General features: G+C 38.5%; 19 protein-coding genes. 6 read left to right on the top strand and 13 right to left on the bottom strand.

The window, feature by feature from the left end:
• Positions 1–263 precede the first annotated feature (263 nt).
• Genes CYTFE_RS28965 through istB form a run of 3 tightly spaced genes read left to right on the top strand, consistent with a single transcriptional unit; the run spans position 264 to position 2,542 of the window.
• Positions 264–455 carry a hypothetical protein gene (locus CYTFE_RS28965; protein WP_052343274.1) on the top strand — a complete coding sequence of 64 codons (192 nt, stop codon included), beginning with the start codon at positions 264–266 and terminating at the stop codon, positions 453–455.
• Positions 456–503: 48 nt separating this feature from the next.
• Positions 504–1,805: an IS21 family transposase gene (istA, locus tag CYTFE_RS27110; RefSeq protein ID WP_162150095.1), complete on the top strand. Its 1,302-nt coding sequence runs from the start codon at positions 504–506 to the stop codon at positions 1,803–1,805.
• A 5-nt stretch (positions 1,806–1,810) separates the two neighbouring features.
• On the top strand, positions 1,811–2,542 hold the full coding sequence (istB, locus tag CYTFE_RS0117655) for an IS21-like element helper ATPase IstB (RefSeq protein ID WP_027472885.1): 732 nt from the start codon (positions 1,811–1,813) through the stop codon (positions 2,540–2,542).
• 34 nt (positions 2,543–2,576) lie between these two features.
• Here the strand turns inward: istB and CYTFE_RS27115 are convergent, their stop codons facing one another.
• From CYTFE_RS27115 to lipA, 8 genes are all read right to left on the bottom strand, one after another.
• Positions 2,577–2,894, bottom strand: a complete 318-nt coding sequence (locus CYTFE_RS27115; protein ID WP_081736028.1) for a transposase — start codon at positions 2,892–2,894, stop codon at positions 2,577–2,579.
• Positions 2,895–3,137: 243 nt separating this feature from the next.
• Positions 3,138–4,562: an adenosylhomocysteinase gene (gene ahcY, locus CYTFE_RS0117665; RefSeq protein WP_027472887.1), complete on the bottom strand. Its 1,425-nt coding sequence runs from the start codon at positions 4,560–4,562 to the stop codon at positions 3,138–3,140.
• 57 nt (positions 4,563–4,619) lie between these two features.
• Positions 4,620–5,558: a bifunctional riboflavin kinase/FAD synthetase gene (locus CYTFE_RS0117670; protein WP_044212047.1), complete on the bottom strand. Its 939-nt coding sequence runs from the start codon at positions 5,556–5,558 to the stop codon at positions 4,620–4,622.
• A 219-nt stretch (positions 5,559–5,777) separates the two neighbouring features.
• A complete protein-coding gene (locus CYTFE_RS0117675) occupies positions 5,778–8,888 on the bottom strand; it encodes an ATP-binding cassette domain-containing protein (RefSeq protein ID WP_027472889.1) in 3,111 nt (1,036 codons plus the stop codon).
• A gap of 125 nt (positions 8,889–9,013) precedes the next feature.
• Entirely contained in the window at positions 9,014–9,847 is an 834-nt protein-coding gene (locus tag CYTFE_RS0117680) for a hypothetical protein (RefSeq protein ID WP_027472890.1), read from the bottom strand.
• A gap of 152 nt (positions 9,848–9,999) precedes the next feature.
• On the bottom strand, positions 10,000–11,733 hold the full coding sequence (gene recJ / locus CYTFE_RS0117685; RefSeq protein WP_027472891.1) for a single-stranded-DNA-specific exonuclease RecJ: 1,734 nt from the start codon (positions 11,731–11,733) through the stop codon (positions 10,000–10,002).
• 147 nt (positions 11,734–11,880) lie between these two features.
• Positions 11,881–12,588: a lipoyl(octanoyl) transferase LipB gene (gene lipB / locus CYTFE_RS0117690; protein WP_027472892.1), complete on the bottom strand. Its 708-nt coding sequence runs from the start codon at positions 12,586–12,588 to the stop codon at positions 11,881–11,883.
• 2 nt (positions 12,589–12,590) lie between these two features.
• The gene (lipA, locus tag CYTFE_RS0117695; protein ID WP_027472893.1) at positions 12,591–13,451 is read right to left on the bottom strand and encodes a lipoyl synthase; all 861 of its coding nucleotides are present in this window, start codon (positions 13,449–13,451) and stop codon (positions 12,591–12,593) included.
• A 418-nt stretch (positions 13,452–13,869) separates the two neighbouring features.
• On the opposite strand from lipA, the gene lysS reads away from it, so the two are divergent.
• From lysS to CYTFE_RS0117710, 3 genes are all read left to right on the top strand, one after another.
• The gene (gene lysS / locus CYTFE_RS0117700; protein WP_027472894.1) at positions 13,870–15,591 is read left to right on the top strand and encodes a lysine--tRNA ligase; all 1,722 of its coding nucleotides are present in this window, start codon (positions 13,870–13,872) and stop codon (positions 15,589–15,591) included.
• A gap of 96 nt (positions 15,592–15,687) precedes the next feature.
• Positions 15,688–16,683: an NAD(P)H-dependent glycerol-3-phosphate dehydrogenase gene (locus CYTFE_RS0117705; RefSeq protein WP_027472895.1), complete on the top strand. Its 996-nt coding sequence runs from the start codon at positions 15,688–15,690 to the stop codon at positions 16,681–16,683.
• Positions 16,684–16,717: 34 nt separating this feature from the next.
• The gene (locus CYTFE_RS0117710) at positions 16,718–18,055 is read left to right on the top strand and encodes a glucose-6-phosphate isomerase (RefSeq protein ID WP_027472896.1); all 1,338 of its coding nucleotides are present in this window, start codon (positions 16,718–16,720) and stop codon (positions 18,053–18,055) included.
• A 252-nt stretch (positions 18,056–18,307) separates the two neighbouring features.
• On the opposite strand, the gene CYTFE_RS0117720 is transcribed toward CYTFE_RS0117710, so the two are convergent.
• From CYTFE_RS0117720 to CYTFE_RS0117735, 5 genes are all read right to left on the bottom strand, one after another.
• Positions 18,308–19,351, bottom strand: coding sequence for a DUF4097 family beta strand repeat-containing protein (locus tag CYTFE_RS0117720; protein WP_027472897.1), 1,044 nt, complete (start codon positions 19,349–19,351; stop codon positions 18,308–18,310).
• Between the two features lie 711 nt (positions 19,352–20,062).
• Positions 20,063–20,473 carry a hypothetical protein gene (locus CYTFE_RS0117725; RefSeq protein WP_152541651.1) on the bottom strand — a complete coding sequence of 137 codons (411 nt, stop codon included), beginning with the start codon at positions 20,471–20,473 and terminating at the stop codon, positions 20,063–20,065.
• Positions 20,424–20,630, bottom strand: a complete 207-nt coding sequence (locus tag CYTFE_RS32015; protein ID WP_161636209.1) for a CHC2 zinc finger domain-containing protein — start codon at positions 20,628–20,630, stop codon at positions 20,424–20,426. The genes CYTFE_RS0117725 and CYTFE_RS32015 overlap by 50 nt, the downstream gene beginning before the upstream one ends.
• Before the next feature lie 179 nt (positions 20,631–20,809).
• On the bottom strand, positions 20,810–22,207 hold the full coding sequence (locus tag CYTFE_RS0117730; protein WP_027472899.1) for a NupC/NupG family nucleoside CNT transporter: 1,398 nt from the start codon (positions 22,205–22,207) through the stop codon (positions 20,810–20,812).
• Between the two features lie 37 nt (positions 22,208–22,244).
• Positions 22,245–22,841 carry a bifunctional nuclease family protein gene (locus tag CYTFE_RS0117735; protein WP_027472900.1) on the bottom strand — a complete coding sequence of 199 codons (597 nt, stop codon included), beginning with the start codon at positions 22,839–22,841 and terminating at the stop codon, positions 22,245–22,247.
• Between the last annotated feature and the right edge of the window lie 74 nt (positions 22,842–22,915).

The raw sequence follows: 22,915 nt of genomic DNA on the forward strand, positions 1-22,915 counted from the left end.
ATTATAGAAAAATAATAAAGAATGGCTGGTTGTAACCCCCCCCGTATTCTAAGACTAAAACAAATAAATAATTATTTTTTTTCAAGAGGCATATCCATATGTGCATATTCTGGAAGTATTCGGACACCCATTCTGAAAACATCCGGACAGGCATTCCGGAATTATTCGGACACTCATTCTGGAAACATTCGGACAGTCGTTCCGGAAACATCCGGACATTGATTTAGGTCTGTTTATCTTGCTTTTCCAAAAAAGGGAAAGCGATGAAAAAAACAGACATGAAAAAAGTACGCGAATTATTGCATCTAGTTATTGGCCAAGGCCATAGTTCACGTCAGGCAGCCAAGATTGCCGGCATGAGCAAGAGCAGTGCCAGCGAGTATGTCAGCGGCTTCAAAACGAGCGGGATAGAACTGGATAAAATGTCGAAGCTGACCGACAGTGTATTACTATAGGCCATAACCGGACCCAACGGAAAGCAGGCAAACGAACGTTATGCCCATTTGATTTCCCTCTTCGGATATATAGAAAAAGAACTCTTACGTCCGGGTGTTACTCTACAGCTTCTGTGGCAGGAGCTTTTTGCAGCACGTGAAAAATCGTACAGTTACTCCCAATTTTGTTTCCATTATCAACAATGGGCCAAGAAGCAGAAAGTGGGGATGCACATGGAACACAAGGCAGGCGACAAACTATATGTCGATTTTACCGGGGTAAAGCAGAAGATTATAGATGCCGCAACTGGTGAAATTAGGGAGGCAGAGGTCTTTGTTGGTGTTCTGGGCAGCAGCCAAAAAGCTTACATAGAAGCCGTCGAGAGTCAGAAAAAGGCGGATTGGATAAAGGTCAACGAGAATGCATTGCGGTTCTTTCGGGGCGTTCCGCGCTGCATCGTGCCCGACTGTCTCAAGTCGGCAGTTGTGAAGGCCGATCGGTACGAGCCTCAGATTAATGCGACCTACAAAGACTTTGGCGACTATTACAGCACGGTTATCTTGCCTGCCAGGGCCTTGCACCCCAAGGACAAATCCTTGGCCGAGAACTTTGTAAAAACAGCATATACCCGAATTTTTGCACCCTTACGCAACGTACCGTTCTTTTCGCTGGAAGAGTGCAACCATGCCATGTGGGAAGAGCTTGATAAGCACAACGGGATGCCTTTTCAGGGCAAGGACTACTCCCGCGAGTATTTGTTCGATACTGTTGAAAAGGAGGAGCTGCAGCCCTTGCCCGTGTCGTTTTACGACCTGCGTGCTTTTGCCATTGTCAAAGTGCAATACAACCACCATGTATACCTGAGGGAAGATCGTCACTATTATAGCGTGCCCTTCCAGTTGACGGGGAAAAAAGTACAACTCAGTTACAACAGCCGTGTGGTGGAGGTAAGCTATAACAACGTACGTGTGGCCATACACCAACGTAACCCGCACCGTTACGGGTATACCACAGACGGGGAACATAGGCCATCCCAACACAAATTCGTGTCGGAATGGGATGCCGACCGTTTTATCCGCTGGGCTGCCAAGGTATCACCCCAAACGGAATCCTTCATCAAGGAACTAATAGAAAGCAAAGCACACCCAGAACAGGCCTTCTCAGCATGTATGGGCATACTATCGGAAAGTAAGAAACACGCACCCGAAGATTTTGGAAGGGCATGCAAAAAGGCTCTGGAGATGAAAGTTTACACCTGCAAATTTATCCGCAACACACTGAAATATAAAACCTTTAACCTTGATGCCGAGGAGGAGATACGAAGAATTATGGATGATAACGAAACCAGAAGACTGGACATATTAAACTAAAAAAGATGAACGCACAAACTATTGAAAAAGTAAAGCAAATGAAGTTGTACGGTATAGAAAGAGCGTACAACCAAGTGTTCGAATCAGGCAGCAGTCAAGGTCTAACCTTCGACGAACTGCTCGCTATATTAATCGATGCGGAGTATGACGAACGGTACAATAGAAAGCTCGAACGCTATATTAAAATGGCCAACCTGAAACAAAGCGCATCAATAGATCAGGTTGATTTTAATACCCACAGGAACCTGGACAAAAATCTTTTGGTAAAACTCCAGATGTGCCAATGGGTAGAAAAAGGCCGCGACATCCTATTAACGGGATCTACGGGCGTGGGCAAGTCCTTTGTTGCGTGCGCCCTGGAATATCATGCCTGCACCAATGGGATGAGTACTCTTTATGTAACGGCCAACAAGCTTTTTGACAAGTTGATGTATGCCAAGGCAGATGGTAGTTACCCCAGAGAAATAAAGAAAATACTTAAATGTGATTTACTTATTATAGATGATTTTGGCCTCAAAGCTTTGGACACCGGCTCAAGAAATATGTTGCTTGAAATTATTGACGACAGACATAACCTAAAACCAACAATGGTAACATCTCAAGTTCCTTTAAAACAGTGGTTTGAATCCATAGGTGACCCCGTGGTTGCCGATGCAGTAATGGATAGGTTGGTTAACGGGTCATACCGTATCGAAATGCAAGGCGAATCAATGAGAAAAATGATAGCAAAACGTTAAAAAAATAATACCTATTTTTGAAAAAATCGCAGACCTAAAAAGTGTCCGGATAAAACCGGAATGGGTGTCCGAATAAAACAGAATGTCCAATCATTTTAATACCTCTAAATTGTCTTCTGAAATCCTTTACTTTTGCATGGAAAGATTCTGCTGCAGCATTGGTACTTCTGTTATCGAAGAAATTAATGATGTTCTGATAATGATTCTCAAAGGTTCTTCTGAGGATTTGAAAAGAATCTATATCTGTTAATTCTATTTGATTAAACCATTTTGCCAGATGAGTCATGACAACGGGTTTAGTAATATTTCGGCTGTAAATAAAATACAGATGATGTGATAAATCATATGTTATATTCTATGTCTGGATACACATTGAATAAGATATTGGCTCGTTCTTTCTGTGATTCGGTCCATTTATGACTGGGCTTCCTTCAGATTATACCTCACGGTAAGCACCCTTGCCGTTGGCTAATGGATGGCTACTACAAACCCACCTAATGAACTTGCATCATCTAGTTAGTTACCATGCAGGCACACTACAAAAATGGCCAGTGAGAGATCACTGGCCATTTTTAATAACTTACAGATTCTGATATTAATATCTATAATGATCAGGCTTAAAAGGTCCTTCCTGTGGCACACCAATATAGTCTGCTTGTTCTTTTGTTAGTTGAGTTAACTTAACCCCCAATTTACCAAGGTGTAAACGAGCTACCTCCTCATCCAAACGTTTAGGCAAGGTGTAAACACCCACTTTATAATCTTTTTGCCAAAGCTCTAATTGAGCCAATGTTTGATTGGTAAATGAGTTACTCATTACAAAGCTAGGATGCCCTGTTGCATTACCCAGATTCACCAAACGACCTCTTGAGAGTAGGATAATAGCGTGTCCATCAGGAAACTCAAACATATCTACCTGAGGTTTAATATTTTTCTCTTTGATACCTGGATAATTTTCCAGTTTCTCAACCTGAATTTCGTTATCGAAGTGACCAATATTACAAACAATAGCCTGATCCTTCATTTTCTCCATGTGTTCGATGGTCAAGATATCTTTATTACCTGTGGTTGTAACGTAGATATCAGCTTCACAAAGCGCATCTTCGGTAGTTGTTACCTCAAAGCCTTCCATAGCAGCTTGCAGTGCACATATTGGGTCTATTTCAGTAATAAGCACACGAGCACCAAAACCACGCATACTCTGCGCACATCCTTTACCCACGTCGCCATAACCACATACCAGCACCGTTTTACCAGCCACCATTACATCCGTTCCACGCTTGATACCATCGGCCAAGCTCTCTCTACATCCATAAAGATTATCAAATTTTGATTTGGTAACTGAGTCATTCACATTGATTGCTGGGAATAACAACTCACCCTTTTCCATCATTTGATATAAACGATGAACTCCTGTGGTGGTTTCTTCACTCACACCTTTACATTTTGCTGCTGCTTTTGTCCAACGAGTAGGATTTTTTTCAAACTCCGTTTTAAGACGAGCCACGAGCTCTCTATAATCTTCGCCTTCGGCGCTATAATCTCTGTCAAGAATTGATTTATCCAATTCCACTTCGCGACCCAAATGTATCATCATAGTAGCATCACCACCATCATCAACGATAAGATCAGGCCCTTCTCCATTACCAAAATCCAATGCTCTCTCAGTACACCACCAATATTCCGACAATGTTTCTCCCTTCCATGCAAATACCGGAACACCGCTTTTTGCAATGGCCGCTGCGGCATGATCCTGGGTACTGTAAATATTACAACTACACCAACGCACATCTGCACCTAGCTCAACCAAAGTCTCAATCAAAACAGCCGTTTGAACAGTCATATGCAACGACCCCATTACTTTGGCTCCCTTGAGTGGTTTTTGCTGGCCATATTGCTCACGCAAAGCCATTAGACCGGGCATTTCTTTTTCTGCAATCTCAATTTCTTTTCTACCGAAATCTGCTTCGGCCATATCTTTCACTTTGTAAGGAAGTGTATCCGTTAATACTCCAGACATATTATCGTTTTTTATTTTCTGAGCAAATGTAATAAAACTCAGTTGTTTTACACCTTATTATAACGCCAGCGAACGCAAAATATTTCGAATATTTACTTCATCGCTATGCAACTGTTCAATTAAACCATCCACACCATCAAATTTCTTTTCCTCTCTTATCTTTTTAATAAAAGTTACTTCCACTTCTTCAGAATAAATATCCTGATTAAAATCGAGGATATGTGCTTCAATGGTAAGCTCATTATTACTATCAACTGTAGGACGTACACCAATGTTCAACATACCTCCATATTTTTTACCCATTACTTGAATAGTGCAAGCATAAACCCCTGATGAAGGTATTAATTTATAATTCTCATTGGGTCTAATATTAGCTGTTGGATAGCCCAACCTACGACCTAATCTTTGTCCTCCCGTAACGGTTCCGTAAATAGAATAATCATAGCCTAACATCCTTCGGGCCTCTTCTATTTTTCCTTCATTCAGTAATTGGCGTATTACGGTAGAACTAATGGCTTTTCCCTCCATATAAACGGCGTCGACCCGCGAAATACCAAAATTTAACTTTTTGCTCAAACTGGTATAAACATTAAAATCCGCCAAACGATCCTTACCAAACCGATGATTATATCCCACCACCAAATGACTCATTTTTATTTTATCAATAAGGAAATCCTCGATAAATCGTTCAGCTGTTAAGCTGGCCAATTCCTTGTTAAAAGGAATGAGAATCAGGTGATCAATTCCAAAACGGCTTATTATTTTAGTTTTTTCTTCCAGCGTGGTAATAAACTGGAGCGATTCAGGTTCTTGATTGAGCACTAACCTGGGATGCGGCCAAAATGACAAAACAGCGGATTGTCCCTTATTCTCTTTTGCCTTTTGCACCAAGTGTTGAAGTAACTTGGCATGCCCCAAATGCACCCCATCAAACATACCAATAGTTACCGTTACATTATTGCCAGAAAATGATTCCGGATCGGAATAAACTTTCATTATATACTAAATTGTTTGTGGGCAAAATTACTTTAAAAAATGGGAATTATACAAAAGTCAAATTAACAAACGCCAACCAACAGAACTTCATTAACGCTACAAATCTACCTTAAATACCTGCTATTGATACACATACCTTTCTATCCCTGTCTAACACAGATCTTGAATGATCATAAAATTCAACAACCCTTCCCATCAACTCCATCACTACGATGGTAGCTACACTTTATTTAAATGAACACGAAAACTTCGCCGCAACCTAAATTTCTCGAAATAACGAATAATACGTTTCAGTATATCCAAATACAAGGTAATATACAAAAAGAATGTACTTAACCATATAACAAGAACATTGAACAGAGGTGTAGGTATCTTAATACCTGCCATTTTTTTATTGGGCGCAAAAAAATGTGCCCTTCCCCAATTCGAAGCACCATCTCTCAGCACCGGATCTTTCTTTTGAATATACTCACCATCTTTAAAGATAATCTGCTTTAATTCACCTTTGTTCAGCAACAAAGCCGCCAATTTTCGATTCTGGTATTGTTGCTTCATCTCAAAAAGTTTATCAGAGCCACCTAATTGCGCTTCCAGTTCCATGAAAAAATCATCCTTATGTTTTCGGGTAGTGTTATACTGCGTTTGAAAAAATGACTCCAGACTATCCAATACACTGCCCATTTTTTCGATGGAATACTCACTTAGATTAGAAGGTTGCACAACCATCACCTCTTCTAAATCCACAACCTTACTATCATTAATCTTAGATAACTCATGCATGATAAGTGCATGATTGGCTTCTGCTCTTTCTACATCACCGGCCTTTAAAAAGTCTTTACAAATTTTGTTGTGCTGTTTCAACTTAGGAATCAACAAGGCCAAATAATATGAAGCCTGACTAATTATTTGTTCATCTTCGAAAAAATATTTTTCGTATTTATTGTTAGCAAACTGATTTACGGCCAGAGCTTCATAAGCCCAGCGTGACGTCATCACATCTGCTATACGCGGTACATAATCCTTGGTAGCGATGGAACTATGCAGCTTATCAAAATTAACGATCACCCCACTTAACAAAAGCTGTGGCACCAAAATTAATGGTATCAATATATAAATAGCCACCACAGATTTTAAACCACTACTAATATTCAGCCCCAGCATATTTGAAAAACAGGCTGTAGAAAATAATATCAACCAATAACTAAAATTAAGACCTTTAATTTCCAAGATATAATTCCCAATCAGAACCAAACTAAGGGTTTGAATGGCCGAAATTCCAAAGAGAATGGTAATTTTACTATTCAAATAGCTAAACCTACTTAAATTCAAGAATTTCTCGCGCTGTAATAATTTCTTATCCTTTATAATTTCTTCTGCGCTTACATTCAAACCCAAAAATAAAGCAACCACCACTGCCATAAACAGATAGGCTGGAATATTATCGTTTTGACTAAAAATATAAAGGCTAGGATCCGCATCTGAACCAACGATATACTTGGTAAAGAAACCTATGATCAAGGCAAGTATAGGTGCCTCTAAAAAATTAATCATCACATACTGACGATCCTTCCATTTAGATAGACTATCCCGGTAGGTATATATAATAAACTGCTTTAATCTACCGGGTATATTATAAAGGTTAGGAGGAAGATCTTCCACTTTATCAGGCTTTTCTGCCTCCTTCCAATCAAATTTACTTTCAATATCGCTAATATAGTTCTCGTACCATTCCTGGGGCTTAATTTTTCTTTCACGAATCAGCCTACCATTGGGGTTAACCATACGACCTTCTATAATACGTAAAGGCTGCTCCACCTTCACATTACCACAAAGGTAACACTCACTGTCTTCAGGATTTACATATTGGGCCTTCTGTTTAAAATACACAATAGCATCCATCGGATTACCATTGTAAATGATATATCCTCCTTTGTCAATAATCAACAGCTTATCCAGTAACTTATAAAGATCGGATGAAGGCTGGTGTATATTGATGATCACCAGTTTACCTTTTAACGTTTGCCGTTTCAGCAAGATCATTACCTTTTCCGAATCCATAGAAGAAAGACCGGAAGTAGGCTCATCCACAAACAATATGGAAGGTTCACGAATTAGTTCGAGTGCAATATTCAAACGCTTACGTTGTCCTCCACTTAAAATTTTATTGAGCGGATTACCCACAATCAGATCTCGTGCTTCCAGAAGGTCAAAATCCTTAATGGCATTATTTACCAGCTCATCTATTTCTTCCTTGCTAAAATTACTGAAGCACAACTGGGCGTTAAAGTACAGGTTTTCAAAAACCGTTAACTCCTCAATCAAAAGGTCTTCCTGCGGTACATACCCAATAACACCCTTAAGTGCATCCTTATGTTTATGCACATCAAGCCCGTTAATATGTAAGGACCCCTCTGAGAGTTTGTAATTACCATTAAGCACATTCAGCAAGGTAGACTTGCCTGTTCCGCTACCACCCATAATACCCACCAACTGTCCTGACCTACCTGTAAAACTAAAGGGATGAATGCCGGTTTGTTTATCATTGAATTTATAAACAATATCACGAGCTTTAAGCATTATTCTTCCGCGTTCAGCTTTTTGCACAAAAACTTCGGCCACTTTACCATAATACACCGGCGCCATCCTCGAAGTTTTAATAACAGATCCCACAGACAATATGTAGGAGTTATTTCTTTCAACTTTATGGCCATTTAAATAAAGGTTTCTATCACCTGAATATCTAAAAATAAAAGTGTGCGTGCTTTTTATATGTAATACCCATACATACACCTGCTGTTTAGGATTATATATATGTTTAAATTTGGGCATGGGGGGCTCTTCCTGTCCACTAATAATAAGCACTTTTTCAGGATTGCTAACCTCCATGGGACCTTGCAGAATGAACGATTTCAACAACTGATAATCCATTGGGTCAATCATCATTCCATTGGATAGCTTATCCACTATCTCATTAGCAATGGTACTAATTTTCTCCTCTTTGCGCATGAACTCAAAGAGCTGAACAAAAAGCCATATTTTAGATTCGCTTTCCAGTTCCTTGTTTAACTCATCGCAAATTGAATTCAGCTGGTTATAATTATCCGAGGATTGCTTTTCAGCCTTCGATTTGATGGGACTGTATGTATATTTATGAAAAGACTGAATGTAAAAATTGAATCGTTGCAGATATTGATCCACATATTCCCTGTTAAAATTGCGGAGCAACTCCTGTTCAATCAGCTTACGTGCACTATCTAATCTACTCTCTTTGCGTACGTTAGTTAGCAAAGCATATAATTTCATTAATGCATCCAGTAAAGTTTCACTCATAACATTATTATACTTGGTTAACCGAAGTTTCTGGTATAAAAATACAATATACCTGTAAATATATAGGTATTTATAAAAAAAGCGACCAAAGATTGATCGCTTTTAAGATATTTTATTTGTTATGCTTACTTGGTAGCAATAAATTTCTTTCTAATTTTTAATGATTCTTCGGCAATTTGAATCATTTGCTCTTGAGTGATGGCTGAACTTTCAATACCTGCATAGATATTGGCTATATTAGACAAGTCAGCAATTGTTTCCGCAACTCCTTGATCATCTTTATATTCAGCTAAAATTTCCATTAATTTAAGCAATGGTTCTTTCTGCTTAAGGATGATTTCAACCATCTCTTTACTGTTAAATGTCTCTTCCGAAATATGCGTAGCAATATACAACCCTTCGACCCAAGCTCCCGACATGATTAACACAGATACGGGTGCTCTATTTGTTCTATGTAAGAAATCGTAGGTATCATAAAACGAGTCGGTAATCAACTTCACCAATGCTTCTTTATTGTCTTCATTGGCTTCTACCTGCTCAGGCAAATCTTCACGAACAGCCGCCATCAAATCAAGTCCTTCCAACATTTTTCTGGAGGCTTCAATAAAATTGGCAGTTTCTTGTTTTTGATTATAAGTACTGGCATAACTTAGGTCACCACCAAATACACCCAGGTTAAGTGCCATGGATTTTTCAGTGGAATATTTATCGGCATTGGCTGGGTTATTGGCCAAATCAAAAATATAACCGGCTTCAATCTTGTTAAGCATTTCAACAATTTCGTAAGAAGTAGGAAGCGGATAAACAAATTCTCTCACTTTGGTTTCTACTTCGGCCTTTTCAACAAGAGCAGGTTTAGACTGTTTGCTTTTCTTGGACGAGCTGTTGCACGATGCAAAACCGATCATTACGGCTAACAACAATGAGGCTGAACCCCAAAACTTTATAGTATTCTTCATATGTGTAGGTATTACTCTTTAAGTAAAATCAGCGTTTTTTGACAGCGGTTAATTAGTAATTCATTTATTAGCTCACTATCACTAGCTACAAATATAATTTATTTCAAAAAGAAATTGATTTTTGTTGTTTTATTTTTCCAACAAATTATCAATTAATCAGAATATTCCTCAGCATAAGGAAATTTCATATCCTTTAGCATCATTTGTAAAGTAGAACGTCCATTGTATACATTCTCTTCTATGGTATAACATACATCAAAAGGGTTCCCGGTTTGTAACTTATCGAGATAATCACCCATGGAAAAAGCAATGCCCTGCTTAATAGAACCGGATTTTTCTTCAATGAGTTCCACCTTAAGGTGGTCTTGATCCTTGCCCACTTTTTTGCTGGTACCATAATCAAATACCCTTTTTGTAACAAAAACAGGTCTCAGGTTTCCTGGTCCAAAAGGACGAAACTGTTTAAGTATCCTAAAAAATTTATCATTGATATCCTTCAGTCCAATTTCCTCATCTACCTCTATTTGAGGTATCATTTGATCGGGAGTGATTGTTTCTGCCACATACTGTTCAAACCGCTCCTTAAAAGCAGGAATATTTTCTATTTTTAGAGTGAGACCGGCCGCATACATATGTCCTCCAAAATTTTCGAGCAAATCGCTACAAGCATCAATCGCCTTATACAAATCAAAACCTTCCACAGATCGAGCAGAACCAGTGGCAAAGCCCTTTGATTCCGTAAGTATAACAGTAGGGCGATAATAGGTTTCGGTTAACCGGGATGCCACAATCCCAATCACACCTTTGTGCCACTGCGGCTCATATAGTACGGTTGACTTTCTGTTTCTTAAATCTGCATCATTGGCTATTAAATCCAATGCTTGCTGGGTGATATCTCTATCAAATCCTTTGCGGGTATCGTTGCACTTGTCAATGTCGATGCTCATACTTGAGGCATTTGCTTCGTTGGTGCTCACAAGCAGATTAACCGCATCATTGCCCGAATCGATTCTACCAGCCGCATTGATCCTTGGACCTATTTTAAACACTATATCGCTGATGGTAATCTCCCGTCCCTGCATCCCTGCCACCTTGATAATATGCTTTAATCCCATACTGGGATTTGTATTCAACTTCTCCAATCCAAAATGAGCTAACACCCTGTTTTCTCCAGCAATAGGTACAATATCTGATGCAATGCTAACCGCCACCAAATCAAGATAGTCATATAATTTAGCATGATCCAGATTTCTTCTTTTGCAAAATGCCTGCAAGAATTTAAAACCTACGCCACAGCCCGAAAGGTTTTCATCGGGATAATTACAGTCAGGTCGTTTGGGATCCAGGCAAGCAGCTGCTTCCGGCAGTATATCTCCTGGGGTATGATGATCACAGATAATAAATTCAATACCTTTTTCCTTGGCATAAATCATCTTATCCACGGCCTTAATGCCGCAATCCAATGCAATCACCAACGTACACTTTTCTTCCGCAAAATAGTCTATTCCCTTATAGGATATCCCATAGCCTTCTTCGTATCGGTTCGGTATATAAAAACTAATATTCTTAAAGTAAGGCTTTAAAAACGAGTATACCAACGATACAGAAGTCGTTCCATCCACGTCATAATCGCCGTAAACAACCACCTTCTCATCCTTTTCTATCGCTTGCTCTAACCGGTCAATAGCCTTGTTCATGTCTTTCATCAAGAAAGGATCGTGAAGATGCTCGTACGACGGACGAAAGAATGCCTTTGCTTCATCAAATGTTTCAACCCCTCTTTGCACCAGTAAATTTGATAGAAACCTGTCTATGTTTAAAACCTTTGACAAGTGCTCCACCTTTTCTTTGTCACCAGTTTCTTTAATATTCCATCTCTTCTCCATATTATTTATGAGGGCTTTTTTCCGAGGTTAAATTTTCCCAAAAAAAATGGATTTTCAAAACCTGATGCCGTCATTTACTTTTTATATAACCGTATAATCACCAAAAGTCCTTTGATAAACAAAGCACTATCAACTGTTTAGGGTAGATTATTGTTTATTTATATTTAATTGGAATACTTTTTCCAGTTGCCCCAATAAGTTCGTCTTCACCACTTCAAAATCTTGTTTTTCGCCCAATTCCTTTTGCATAGAAGTAACCCCTTTATCGATAAATCCACATGGATTGATATGATTAAAGTAGTTAAGATCGGTATTTACATTGAGCGCAAAACCATGCATACTCACAAAACGACTAGCTTTTACACCAATGGCACATATCTTACGTGTTTTACCTGGCACATCCTTATCAATCCAAACACCCGTTGCGCCCGCCAAGCGCTCTCCTTTTATACCATAATCGGCTATACAATTAATGATGGATTCTTCCAATTTATTTATATATGACCTCACCGTTAATCCCATTTCTTCTAAATCAAAAATAGGATATCCAACTATTTGCCCGGGTCCATGGTAGGTAATATCTCCTCCTCGATTACTTTTATAATAAGAGGCATTAATCTGTTTTAAAAAAGCATCATTGATAAGCAAATTATTAGCTGCTCCACTTTTACCTAAAGTGTACACATGTGGATGCTCACAAAACAATAATTTATGTGTAATAGCACGAGGTGTATCAATATTTTCACGGTTAAAAAGCTTAGCGTCAATGATAGCATTGAAGTTCTCTTCTTGATAGTCCCAGGCCTTTTTATATTCAATCAGACCAAGGTCCTCAAATATGGTATTTGCATTCATATTTAATCTTTTAAAGCATTAATATGTTTTTCGGCATGATAAGATGAGCGCACCATGGGGCCACTCTCCACATATTTAAAGCCCATTTCTAAACCTGCTGCTTTGTATTTTGCAAACTGTTCAGGTGTAACATACTCCGTAACTGGCAAGTGCTCCTTACTTGGTTGAAGATACTGTCCGATAGTAAACACCTTAACCCCAACAGCATAAGCATCCCGCATCGTTTCCAATACCTCCTCCTCTGTTTCACCAATACCCACCATAATACCGGTTTTTGCCACCACGCCGGCATCAGCTATATATTTTAACACATCCAAACTGATATCATATTTGGCCCTACTTCTGATAATAGGTGTTATCCTACGCGTGGTTTCCAAGTTATGCGAAACAACTTCAGGCTTAGCATCAATTACTTTTTGTATAAGATGATGAAGTCCATTAAAATCCGGAATCAAAACTTCCTGCGTTGTACCTGGACTCATTTCCTTAACTTTTAATATGGTCTCGTGCCAAATACCAGCACCACCGTCTTCCAAATCATCACGATCAACAGAGGTAATAACTGCATGCTTAAGTTTCATTATTTTTATAGATCGAGCAATGCGTAATGGCTCCTTGGTATCCACTGCCAATGGTTTCCCGGTTTTTACATTACAAAATTTACAGGCTCTGGTACAAATATCACCCAAAATCATAAACGTAGCCGTTCCTGCAGCCCAGCATTCGGCAGCATTCGGACATTTTCCGCTGGTACAAATGGTATGTAATTTATTGTCCCGTATCGTCTGATTCATCCATTTATAATCAGCAGTATTAGGGAGTTGTATCTTTAACCAATCAGGCTTTCTTTTTGTTATATTCATTTCTTCATTTTTTTAAAAACAGCAATATGGCCCGAAGCAATCCAAATCATCATTCAAACACTTCTCTTTTTAAAAGGCCTTTATTTTTAATACCAAATAACTTGCGCCTATCTGCTAGGTATAATACCGATATTTATAATATACAATAGTACAAAAATTGTTCAGTGATACCTATGAAATTTGTTAGCTTTGCCTACATATACAAGGCATAATATCAACCTTAAACATTAAAAAATAAGTTAAAGTTCAATGTCTGGATTGTTTTATGTCTTCAATATTAACCCGTAATGATTATCTTTGCATCGATTTTTCAGTAAATTTAAAGAAAAATCCCACATGCTATCTCACTGATTATTTGCTTTCAAAGCATCATAATTGCAGCGAGAAGACTTAAATATATTAATCGATAATAATTGGTATGAGTGCCATTGAACTAAGCGAACAAGAACTTATCAGACGAAATAGTCTGGAAGAATTAAACAAATTGGGAATAAATGCTTTCCCCGCAGAAGAATTTAAAATTACCCATTACTCAGAAGATGTCAAGAAGCAGTTTGAGGAAGATGAAGAAGGGCTGAAAGACATTACTATGGCGGGAAGAATCATGAGCCGCAGGATTATGGGTAATGCTTCGTTTGCTGAAATCAAAGATAAACAAGGCCGCATACAATTATATTTCCGACGCGATGATATTTGTGAGGGAGAAGATAAAACCATGTACAATACTGTTTTTAAGAAACTATTGGATATTGGCGACATTATTGGTGTGCGTGGATACGTCTTTAAAACACAAATGGGTGAGACATCTGTTTATGTTAAAGAATTCAAGGTACTTACCAAATCCCTAAAACCGCTTCCCATCGTCAAAGAAAAAGATGGAAAAACCTATGATGCATTTACAGATCCTGAAACACGTTACCGTCAACGTTATGTTGACTTGATTGTGAACGACCAAGTAAAAGATACCTTTTTAAAAAGAACAAAGATCATACATACCATGCGTAACTTCTTCAATGAAAAAGGATACGTAGAGGTAGAAACACCTATATTACAAGCAATACCGGGAGGTGCCGCAGCGCGTCCTTTTGTAACCCATCACAACGCTTTAAACATACCCCTGTACTTACGTATAGCCAATGAGCTTTACTTAAAAAGACTCATAGTGGGTGGTTTTGATGGTGTTTATGAGTTTGCGAAAGACTTTCGAAACGAAGGAATGGACCGGACCCATAACCCGGAGTTTACGGTAATGGAAATTTATGTGGCTTATAAAGATTATAAGTGGATGATGAATTTCACCGAAGAGATGATAGAAAAAGTAGCACTCGCCCTACATGGAACAACAAAAGTGCAGGTGGGTGAAAATATAATTGATTTCAAACGTCCGTTTAAACGTATCTCGATGATAGATTCTATCAAAGAACATACAGGAATTGACATCAATGGCATGAATGAAGAACAGCTCTTTAAAGTATGCGACGAACTAGGTGTAGAAACCGATCCTTCCATGGGAAAAGGAAAATTAATTGATGAGATATTTGGCGAAAAATGTGAAGGTAGCTATATTCAACCCACCTTTATCACCGACTACCCAGTGGAGATGTCGCCATTGTGTAAGAAACACCGTGAAAACCCTGAACTAACAGAACGTTTTGAATTAATGGTGAACGGTAAAGAGTTGGCCAATGCTTACTCAGAATTAAATGATCCTATTGATCAACTAGATCGTTTTCAGGATCAGTTGAAATTATCGGAGAAAGGAGATGACGAAGCCATGTTTATCGATATGGATTTTGTACGCTCACTTGAATACGGTATGCCCCCAACCTCAGGTATGGGTATCGGCGTTGATCGCCTGGCTATGTTGATGACAAACCAGCATTCCATTCAGGAAGTATTGCTTTTCCCTCAGATGCGTCCAGAGAAAAAAGTGGAGGCAGATGGAGTAGAAAAATATACAGCCATCGGCGTCCCCGAAGAATGGGCTGAAGTAATCATTAAACTAGGATACAAAAAAATAGATGATGTTAAAGAAGTAAAACATACCAAATTACATCAGGATATTTGTGGGTACAACAAAAAAAATAAATTAGGATATAAAAACCCTTCGCAAGATGAAGTGAAGGCTTGGTTTGCTTGATATGAACCCAAATGATTGGTGAAAGCTGACAAAAAACAACACAGCAACAAGTAATGGGGGTAAGTATTAATTTCAAGGAGCGGATAATCACAATATATGGACGAATCATCTAGAATTGGTATAATTGGTAGTGGGAGTTGGGCTACAGCAATAGCTAAAATGCTCACCAACAATGTGCTGGAGTTTAATTGGTATTTCCGAAATCCTAAACATGTTAAGAAGTTCAGAAAGCATGGACACAATCCTAATTATCTCACTAGTGTTGATTTTGAGACCGATAAGATACATTTTTACTCAGATATCAATCACATTGTTGAAGAGAGTGATGTACTTATCATTGCTATTCCGTCAGCCTTTTTAAAGAATACCTTAAGCGATTTGTCGGTATCTTTGAAGGATAAATACATGGTTTCAGCAGTGAAGGGACTGGTTTCTGAGGAGAATATGATTGTGGGTACATTTTTAAATGAATTTTATGATGTACCTCTGGATAATTTTGGCGTTATCTCGGGCCCCTGCCACGCGGAGGAAGTGGCGCTTGAACGACTCTCATACTTGACTATTGCCAGTCAGGACTTGAAGAAAGGCCGTGCTTTTGCTTCTTTTTTAAGTTGCGGTTATATCAAAACATCAATTTCTGACGACATTTACGGAACGGAATTTTCATCTGTTTTAAAAAATATTATGGCTGTGGCCTCTGGAATCTGCCACGGAATGGGATATGGAGATAACTTTCAAGCCGTATTAATGTCTAATGCCATTCAAGAAATTAAGCGCTTTGTGGATACGGTTCATCCCATAACACGCGATATAAAAAGCTCTGCTTACCTGGGCGATTTGTTGGTGACAGGATATTCGCAATTTAGTAGGAACCGTACCTTTGGAACAATGATCGGGAAAGGATACTCTGTGAAATATGCACAAATGGAAATGTTGATGGTGGCCGAGGGATACTATGCAGTTAAAAGCATTAAGGAAATCAATGAAAAATACAAGGTAAACATGCCCATTACCGATGCTGTTTATAATATTATTTACGAACGCATTTCGCCATCTATCGAAATACGCTTGCTCATAGAAAATTTACGATAAAAAATAGTCCTTATTCATAAAAATCAATTTCACAATGGAAAACTTAAAAATTGATATTTCAAAAACTTTCACTTTTGTATCTGAAGAAAAAGTAAACGGATACAAAAGTCAGGTCGCCTCTCACCTCAAGTCGTTATACGAAAAAACAGGAAGAGGAAGCGATTTCCTTGGTTGGGTAAACCTGCCATCTAGCATTGATGAAGCACAACTATCTGATATTGAAACTACCGCTGCAAACTTAAAATCCAAGGCTGACGTGGTAGTGGTCATCGGAATTGGTGGCAGTTACCTGGGAGCCAGAGCTGTGATCGACGCCATGTCAAATAGCTTTGATCATTTAATAACCGAGAGAAAGAACCCTGTTGTTATTTATGCTGGTCAAAATATTGGAGAAGATTATACCGCTGAATTATTAGAACTTTTAAAGGATAAATCATTTGCCTTGGTAGTCATCTCTAAATCAGGAACCACAACGGAGCCTGCATTGGCATTTCGCTTACTAAAAGACTTGCTCGAAAGCAAATATTCGGCCGAAGAAGCCAAAGACCGCATTGTGGCTATTACCGATGCAAAAAAAGGTGCACTAAGAACTCTGGCAGATCAAAAAGGATACAAAACCTATGTAATCCCTGACGATGTGGGTGGACGCTATTCTGTATTAACTCCTGTGGGTTTGTTGCCTATTGCCGTGGCAGGAATTGATATCCGCGCTTTGGTAAAAGGCGCCAAAGACATGGAAGAAATTACCGCCAAAGAAGGTGAAAACAGCGCTGCTGCAACTTATGCCGCCGTTCGTAACGAGCTCTACAAAAATGGAAAAGCAACAGAGATATTGGTGAACTACCAACCTAAACTGCACTTTGTGGCAGAGTGGTGGAAACAATTATATGGCGAAAGCGAAGGAAAAGAAAATAAAGGTATATTCCCTGCTGCTGTTGATTTCTCAACCGACCTTCACTCTATGGGACAGTGGATTCAAGAGGGCGTTCGTAACATATTTGAAACCATCATTACCGTTTCTAAAGCCAACAAAACGGTGATAGTACCTACAGATGAAGCAGACCTTGATGGACTTAACTTCTTGGCCGGAAAAAGGGTGGATGATGTGAATAAGATGGCTGAGCTAGGTACCCTATTGGCACATGTTGACGGTGGTGTTCCTAACATCAAAGTTGAAATCCCAGTTCTCAATGAGTATTACTTGGGACAGTTATTGTATTTCTTCGAAATAGCTTGTGGTATTAGTGGTTATATATTAGATATCAACCCATTTGATCAACCAGGCGTTGAAGCTTACAAAAAGAATATGTTTGCTTTATTGGAAAAACCAGGGTTCGAAGCAGAAACTGCAGCTATTAAAGCAAAATTGTAATAGTTGGTATTTAGACAATAGAATATTTATATTAGAAGCCCGAAGACATATCTTCGGGCTTCGTTTTTTTACCATCTATTTAGATAAAAAACAATGTACAAAACCAATCCTCACCCTCACCAACTACCAGGTTGGTCAAAACAATAAGAAGCATAGCGACATTGGCAAAATGCTTTCCTGAACATACTTGAGATAGTAGTACACCGGCTGGAAACATTACCCCCAAGCTGGATTAAAACTTCGTCATAAGAATTAATAGTAATGTTGGCTTCCCGACGAAGAAACACCAAGTACTAAAATTTCTCCTTTTTTAATGTTTAATTGTTTTTTACCTCTCATCCCTTTGGCACTTAAACTACCAGAAGAGGCCATTAAATCAAAAGATAATTCATCTGCTTGATTACTCAAACTCATCTTCACACTGCCCGAAGAGGCTTTGAAAGAAGAATTACCACTTAGCATAATTTCCTCACCATACTGACTTCCACTGGAAGTAATAAGATTCAATGCACCATTTATATTATATAGTTTTATACTGCCTGAACTGGCACGGGCCTGTACGTCTCCCCGAACATCACTCATTTTAATACTACCCGATGAAGCACTGGCCTGTACATTGCCCATGACCATCGTTATACTTTGCGAACCGGAAGAACTCTCTGAATCCACATCACCATTGATCTCCTCCATACTAATTCTTCCGGAAGATAGCTTAGAAACAACATTACCTTTAATCTTTGTGAAGGACTGACTACCAGAAGAAGATATACAAGATAAATCACCATTAATATTGGTCAATTTTAGACCTCCTGAGCTGGTTTTGGCACTTATGTCGCAGTCCATATTCTCCGCGTTAATACTGCCTGAACTAGCCATCAAATGAACCTTACTAGACACCATATTCGCCACATGAACACTTCCTGATGTATTGTCAACCCGAATGTGTGTACCAGATGGCACCTTGAAACCAAGCAAACCGCCAAATGACCCCCGCAACGATCTTGGTCTTTCAATCCAAACTTCCAACGAAGAACCATCTTGCTTATACCTAATCTTGATGTCATCACGCTCTTTATTGGCTTTCACTTCACCCTTAAAGAGTATTTTTTCAGAACTATGGCTATCTATATTCACATTACAAAATGAACCTTTTACCACCAACTCTGACACACTTTCGAAATTGGCCTCGGCCTGATCAATAACAATCTTGGCCTGACCACTCACATTATTAATAATACAGCTGTTTAAAGAACATAGAACAACAACTACGATTAAGTAAGTTTTAAGTTTTTGCATGATTAAAAAATTAGATTTAAAAAAATATACATATGGACATAAGACGCTGCACCCAAAAAGAAAGTTACAATTCGGGAGAACGATTTAAGCATTGGAATCCTCTAAGTCCTACTGGAATCTTTTGGAATATGTAGCAAACCACATATTTACGTTAAAGGCTCTGCTTACAAGATACTCTTTACAGCATTTGGTAGTTCCGGTATTTAAACCGTTTTTAAAGTAGGTAAATATCTTGGTCCATATCCGGCAGTGACCAGACAAGTTTTCTGTATGATTAGTTTGTTCTATAGGGTTTTCTTTACTTTTCTGGCTGCAGGAATAGAGTCTTCGGCTATGTAATCATTCTATTTTCTACCAAGTTACGATTTATCGGTCTCATTTGTTCATGATTAACAGATAATATTTGTTTACTTCTCCCTGTAGCTTAAATACATTGTTTATCTGGTATTTCTCTGTACTGCTCACATACTTGTGTCCTGCCATATATTACACCTCTCGGAGATTATAGTTTTTAGGCCAATAGACTATCACGCATGACCTGATTTGTTTGGGATGAAGTATTTCAGGGTTATTCTTCTTAATGGCTCTAAACATATGATGCAAAGAGTTCTTAAGGTTGTTGTTTCCTTCCATACTCACAAAGAGTTGTTTGCTGTTTAAGCGCTTGATTTTACGCCTTATTTTACTTACTTATTCGTGTAGTTCCAGTATCTAGCAAGGTTGTAAATCAAGTGTTCTGCCGTTTCTTTTCCTGTTGCCTGGCACATGGATTTTACCTTGTTTGAGTTTTAGATGTTCCGGCTCTAATTGGTGCAGTTCTTCTGTGGTCAGACCTTGATAAACCAATAAACCTAAGGTTACTTTGTTTCTTTTGCTTCGGTTACCATTGGTTTTAACTTGTCCGGCTTTTGACGGATAGGATTGGTAAATATTTTCAAGTTCTGTAAAGTCGATAATATTGGATGGTAGTTTTTGTCTTACACCTTTTAAAACCAAGTTTGCTGCAGGGTTAATAATGTTTGCATTCTCTTTTTGAAGATATTCATAAAAGTTCCTGATACTCCTTAGTTTGCTATTGATAAGTTTTTTGCTGTTTCCGGTCACCATTTGCAGCGCAACCAAAACAATTAAAAGTGTTCGTGTTGGGATAAACTTTCAAGCTTGGTTTGTCATCGGCATGGAAAGGGCATTTTAACATGTTGTTTTTATAGGGGTACAAACCGTAGTGTTTCAGTACTGTGAAGATGCTTAAGCACTGCTTTATCTCTCTGATTTCCAAAGCTGCAAAATATTTATATCTTATCTGGATACCGAAAAGTAAAAAATAAATATTCTATAAAGCAACCTTAAATTTACATTTAATATATAATAACGTCCAGTGGGGTTATGAAGAATAAAAGCAGTTCCAACTATCCAAGAATTTTTCAAATCATATAAGAAGCTCGTCGAACATAGCAACTAACCCAATATCATTCCAACGATAGTAGCCGAGAGCAATGAAGCTAAGGTACCAGCCAGTAAAGCCTTTACTCCCAGTTGAGTTAAAGTTACACGTTGACTTGGAGCAATGGCTCCGATTCCACCAATTTGAATACCTATGGATGCAAAGTTAGCGAAGCCACACAATACGTAGGTAGCAATATAGACAGATTTTTGCTGCACAAAAGCGCCCGCATCTTTCAGATCACCCAAACTGACATAGCCAATAAATTCAGTCATTATAAGTTTTTCTCCCAACACTCGCCCCACCAGATCCATATCCTCTTTACAAACACCGATGAGCCACATTAAAGGAGAAAACAAATACCCAAGTATAAACTGTAAATTCAAAGCAGCGTACTCGCCATTTGTGGCCTCGGCGATGGTTTCATTGAGGCCGGAATAATATCCTATTTTAAGAAAAATATAATTGGCCATAGCAATAAATGAGATAAAGACCAATAGCATGGCACCAACATTTACAGCTAGCTTCAATCCTTCCGTTGTTCCATTTGAGATAGCATCCAACACGTTTTTACCTATCTTTTCTTTACTAACAACCACCTCATTGTTTATTTTTTCTGTTTGAGGCAATAATATCTTTGATATTACCACCACACCTGGTGCTGCCATAATAGAAGCTGCCAACAAATGTTTGGCGTACATCACCTCCTGAACAGGATCCCCTCCCCCTAAAATTTTAATATAAACAGCAAGAACGCCTCCCGCTAGAGTAGCCATACCACCAGACATGACTAATAACATCTCCGAACGATTCATTTTATCCAGATATGCTTTAATCATAAGGGGCGATTCTGTTTGTCCAAGAAAAATATTACCAGCTACAGAGAGACTTTCTGCACCTGACAATCGCATGAGCTTAGTCATACCCAAGGCCAAAAAATAAACTACCTTTTGGATAATGCCATAATAAAACAATAAACTGGTTAAAGCCGAAAAGAATATAATGGTAGGCAATATGGTAACAGCAAAGTTTAACAAGGGAGACTCAATCTCACCCGACCCAAAACTCTTAAATAAAAAAGAAGTTCCGGCCTCCGTAAAATTTAAAACCTGTACAAATCCTCTGCTTACTATTTCAAAAAAAGATTGCACAAAAGATATATTCAGAATAGAAACAGCCAACAGGAGCTGAATAGAAAGTCCGATTCCAACAACCTTCCAGTTAATCGCCTTTTTGTTACTACTAAAAACCCAGGCTATGCCAATCAAAACTATCATACCCAAGATCCCTCTAAAAATACTGATCATGGATATTCCGTCACTTTGTGCTACATCCACCACTGAGTTGGCCATAGCCGGTTGCGCTAGTAGCAATGAAAACACAACAATAGCCGGAAACATTTTTTTGCTCATGAATACCTTTATATGAGATTTATGATGATATTAAGTTTTAAGAAGCACTTCTCTTCTGAATTTCGTCCCTTATCTCTGAAGCTTTTTCATAATCTTCACTTTCAATGGCCGCATTTAACAAGGAATTAAGTTCGTCCAAGGACTTATTTGCATATTTCGATTCTCCTGCTTTGGCAGCATGTTCATCCACATCTAATTCAATCTCCTGATCCTTACTCACATCCAACACAATACCCGCAGATTGAATAATCGATTCATAGGTATAAATAGGACAATTAAAGCGCAACGATAGAGCCACGGCATCCGAAGTTCTAGAGTCAATCCTTAACTCTTCATCACCCTTTTTACAAACCAACTCAGCATAAAAAATACCCTCTTCCAGTTTATATATCACCACCTCTGTAACGACAATGTCAAACGCTCGAGAAAAATTTAAGAACAAATCATGCGTAAGTGGACGAGGCGGTTCAAGCCCCTCCAGCTTAATAGCAATAGATTGCGCTTCTACGCCTCCAATAATAATTGGAATCCTTCTTTCCCCCTCTTCTTCGGCCAAAACCAAAGCATAAGCACCCGACTGGGTTTGACTATAGGACAAGCCAAGTATATTCAGTTTAATTTTCTTTTTGCTCATAGACTAACTTCGATAGCGAAGACACATATTATTTATAATATAAGAACAAATATAACAAAATGTTTTTAACAAAG

The organism is Saccharicrinis fermentans DSM 9555 = JCM 21142, from assembly GCF_000517085.1.
In the GTDB taxonomy this organism is placed as follows: Bacteria; Bacteroidota; Bacteroidia; order Bacteroidales; family Marinilabiliaceae; genus Saccharicrinis; species Saccharicrinis fermentans.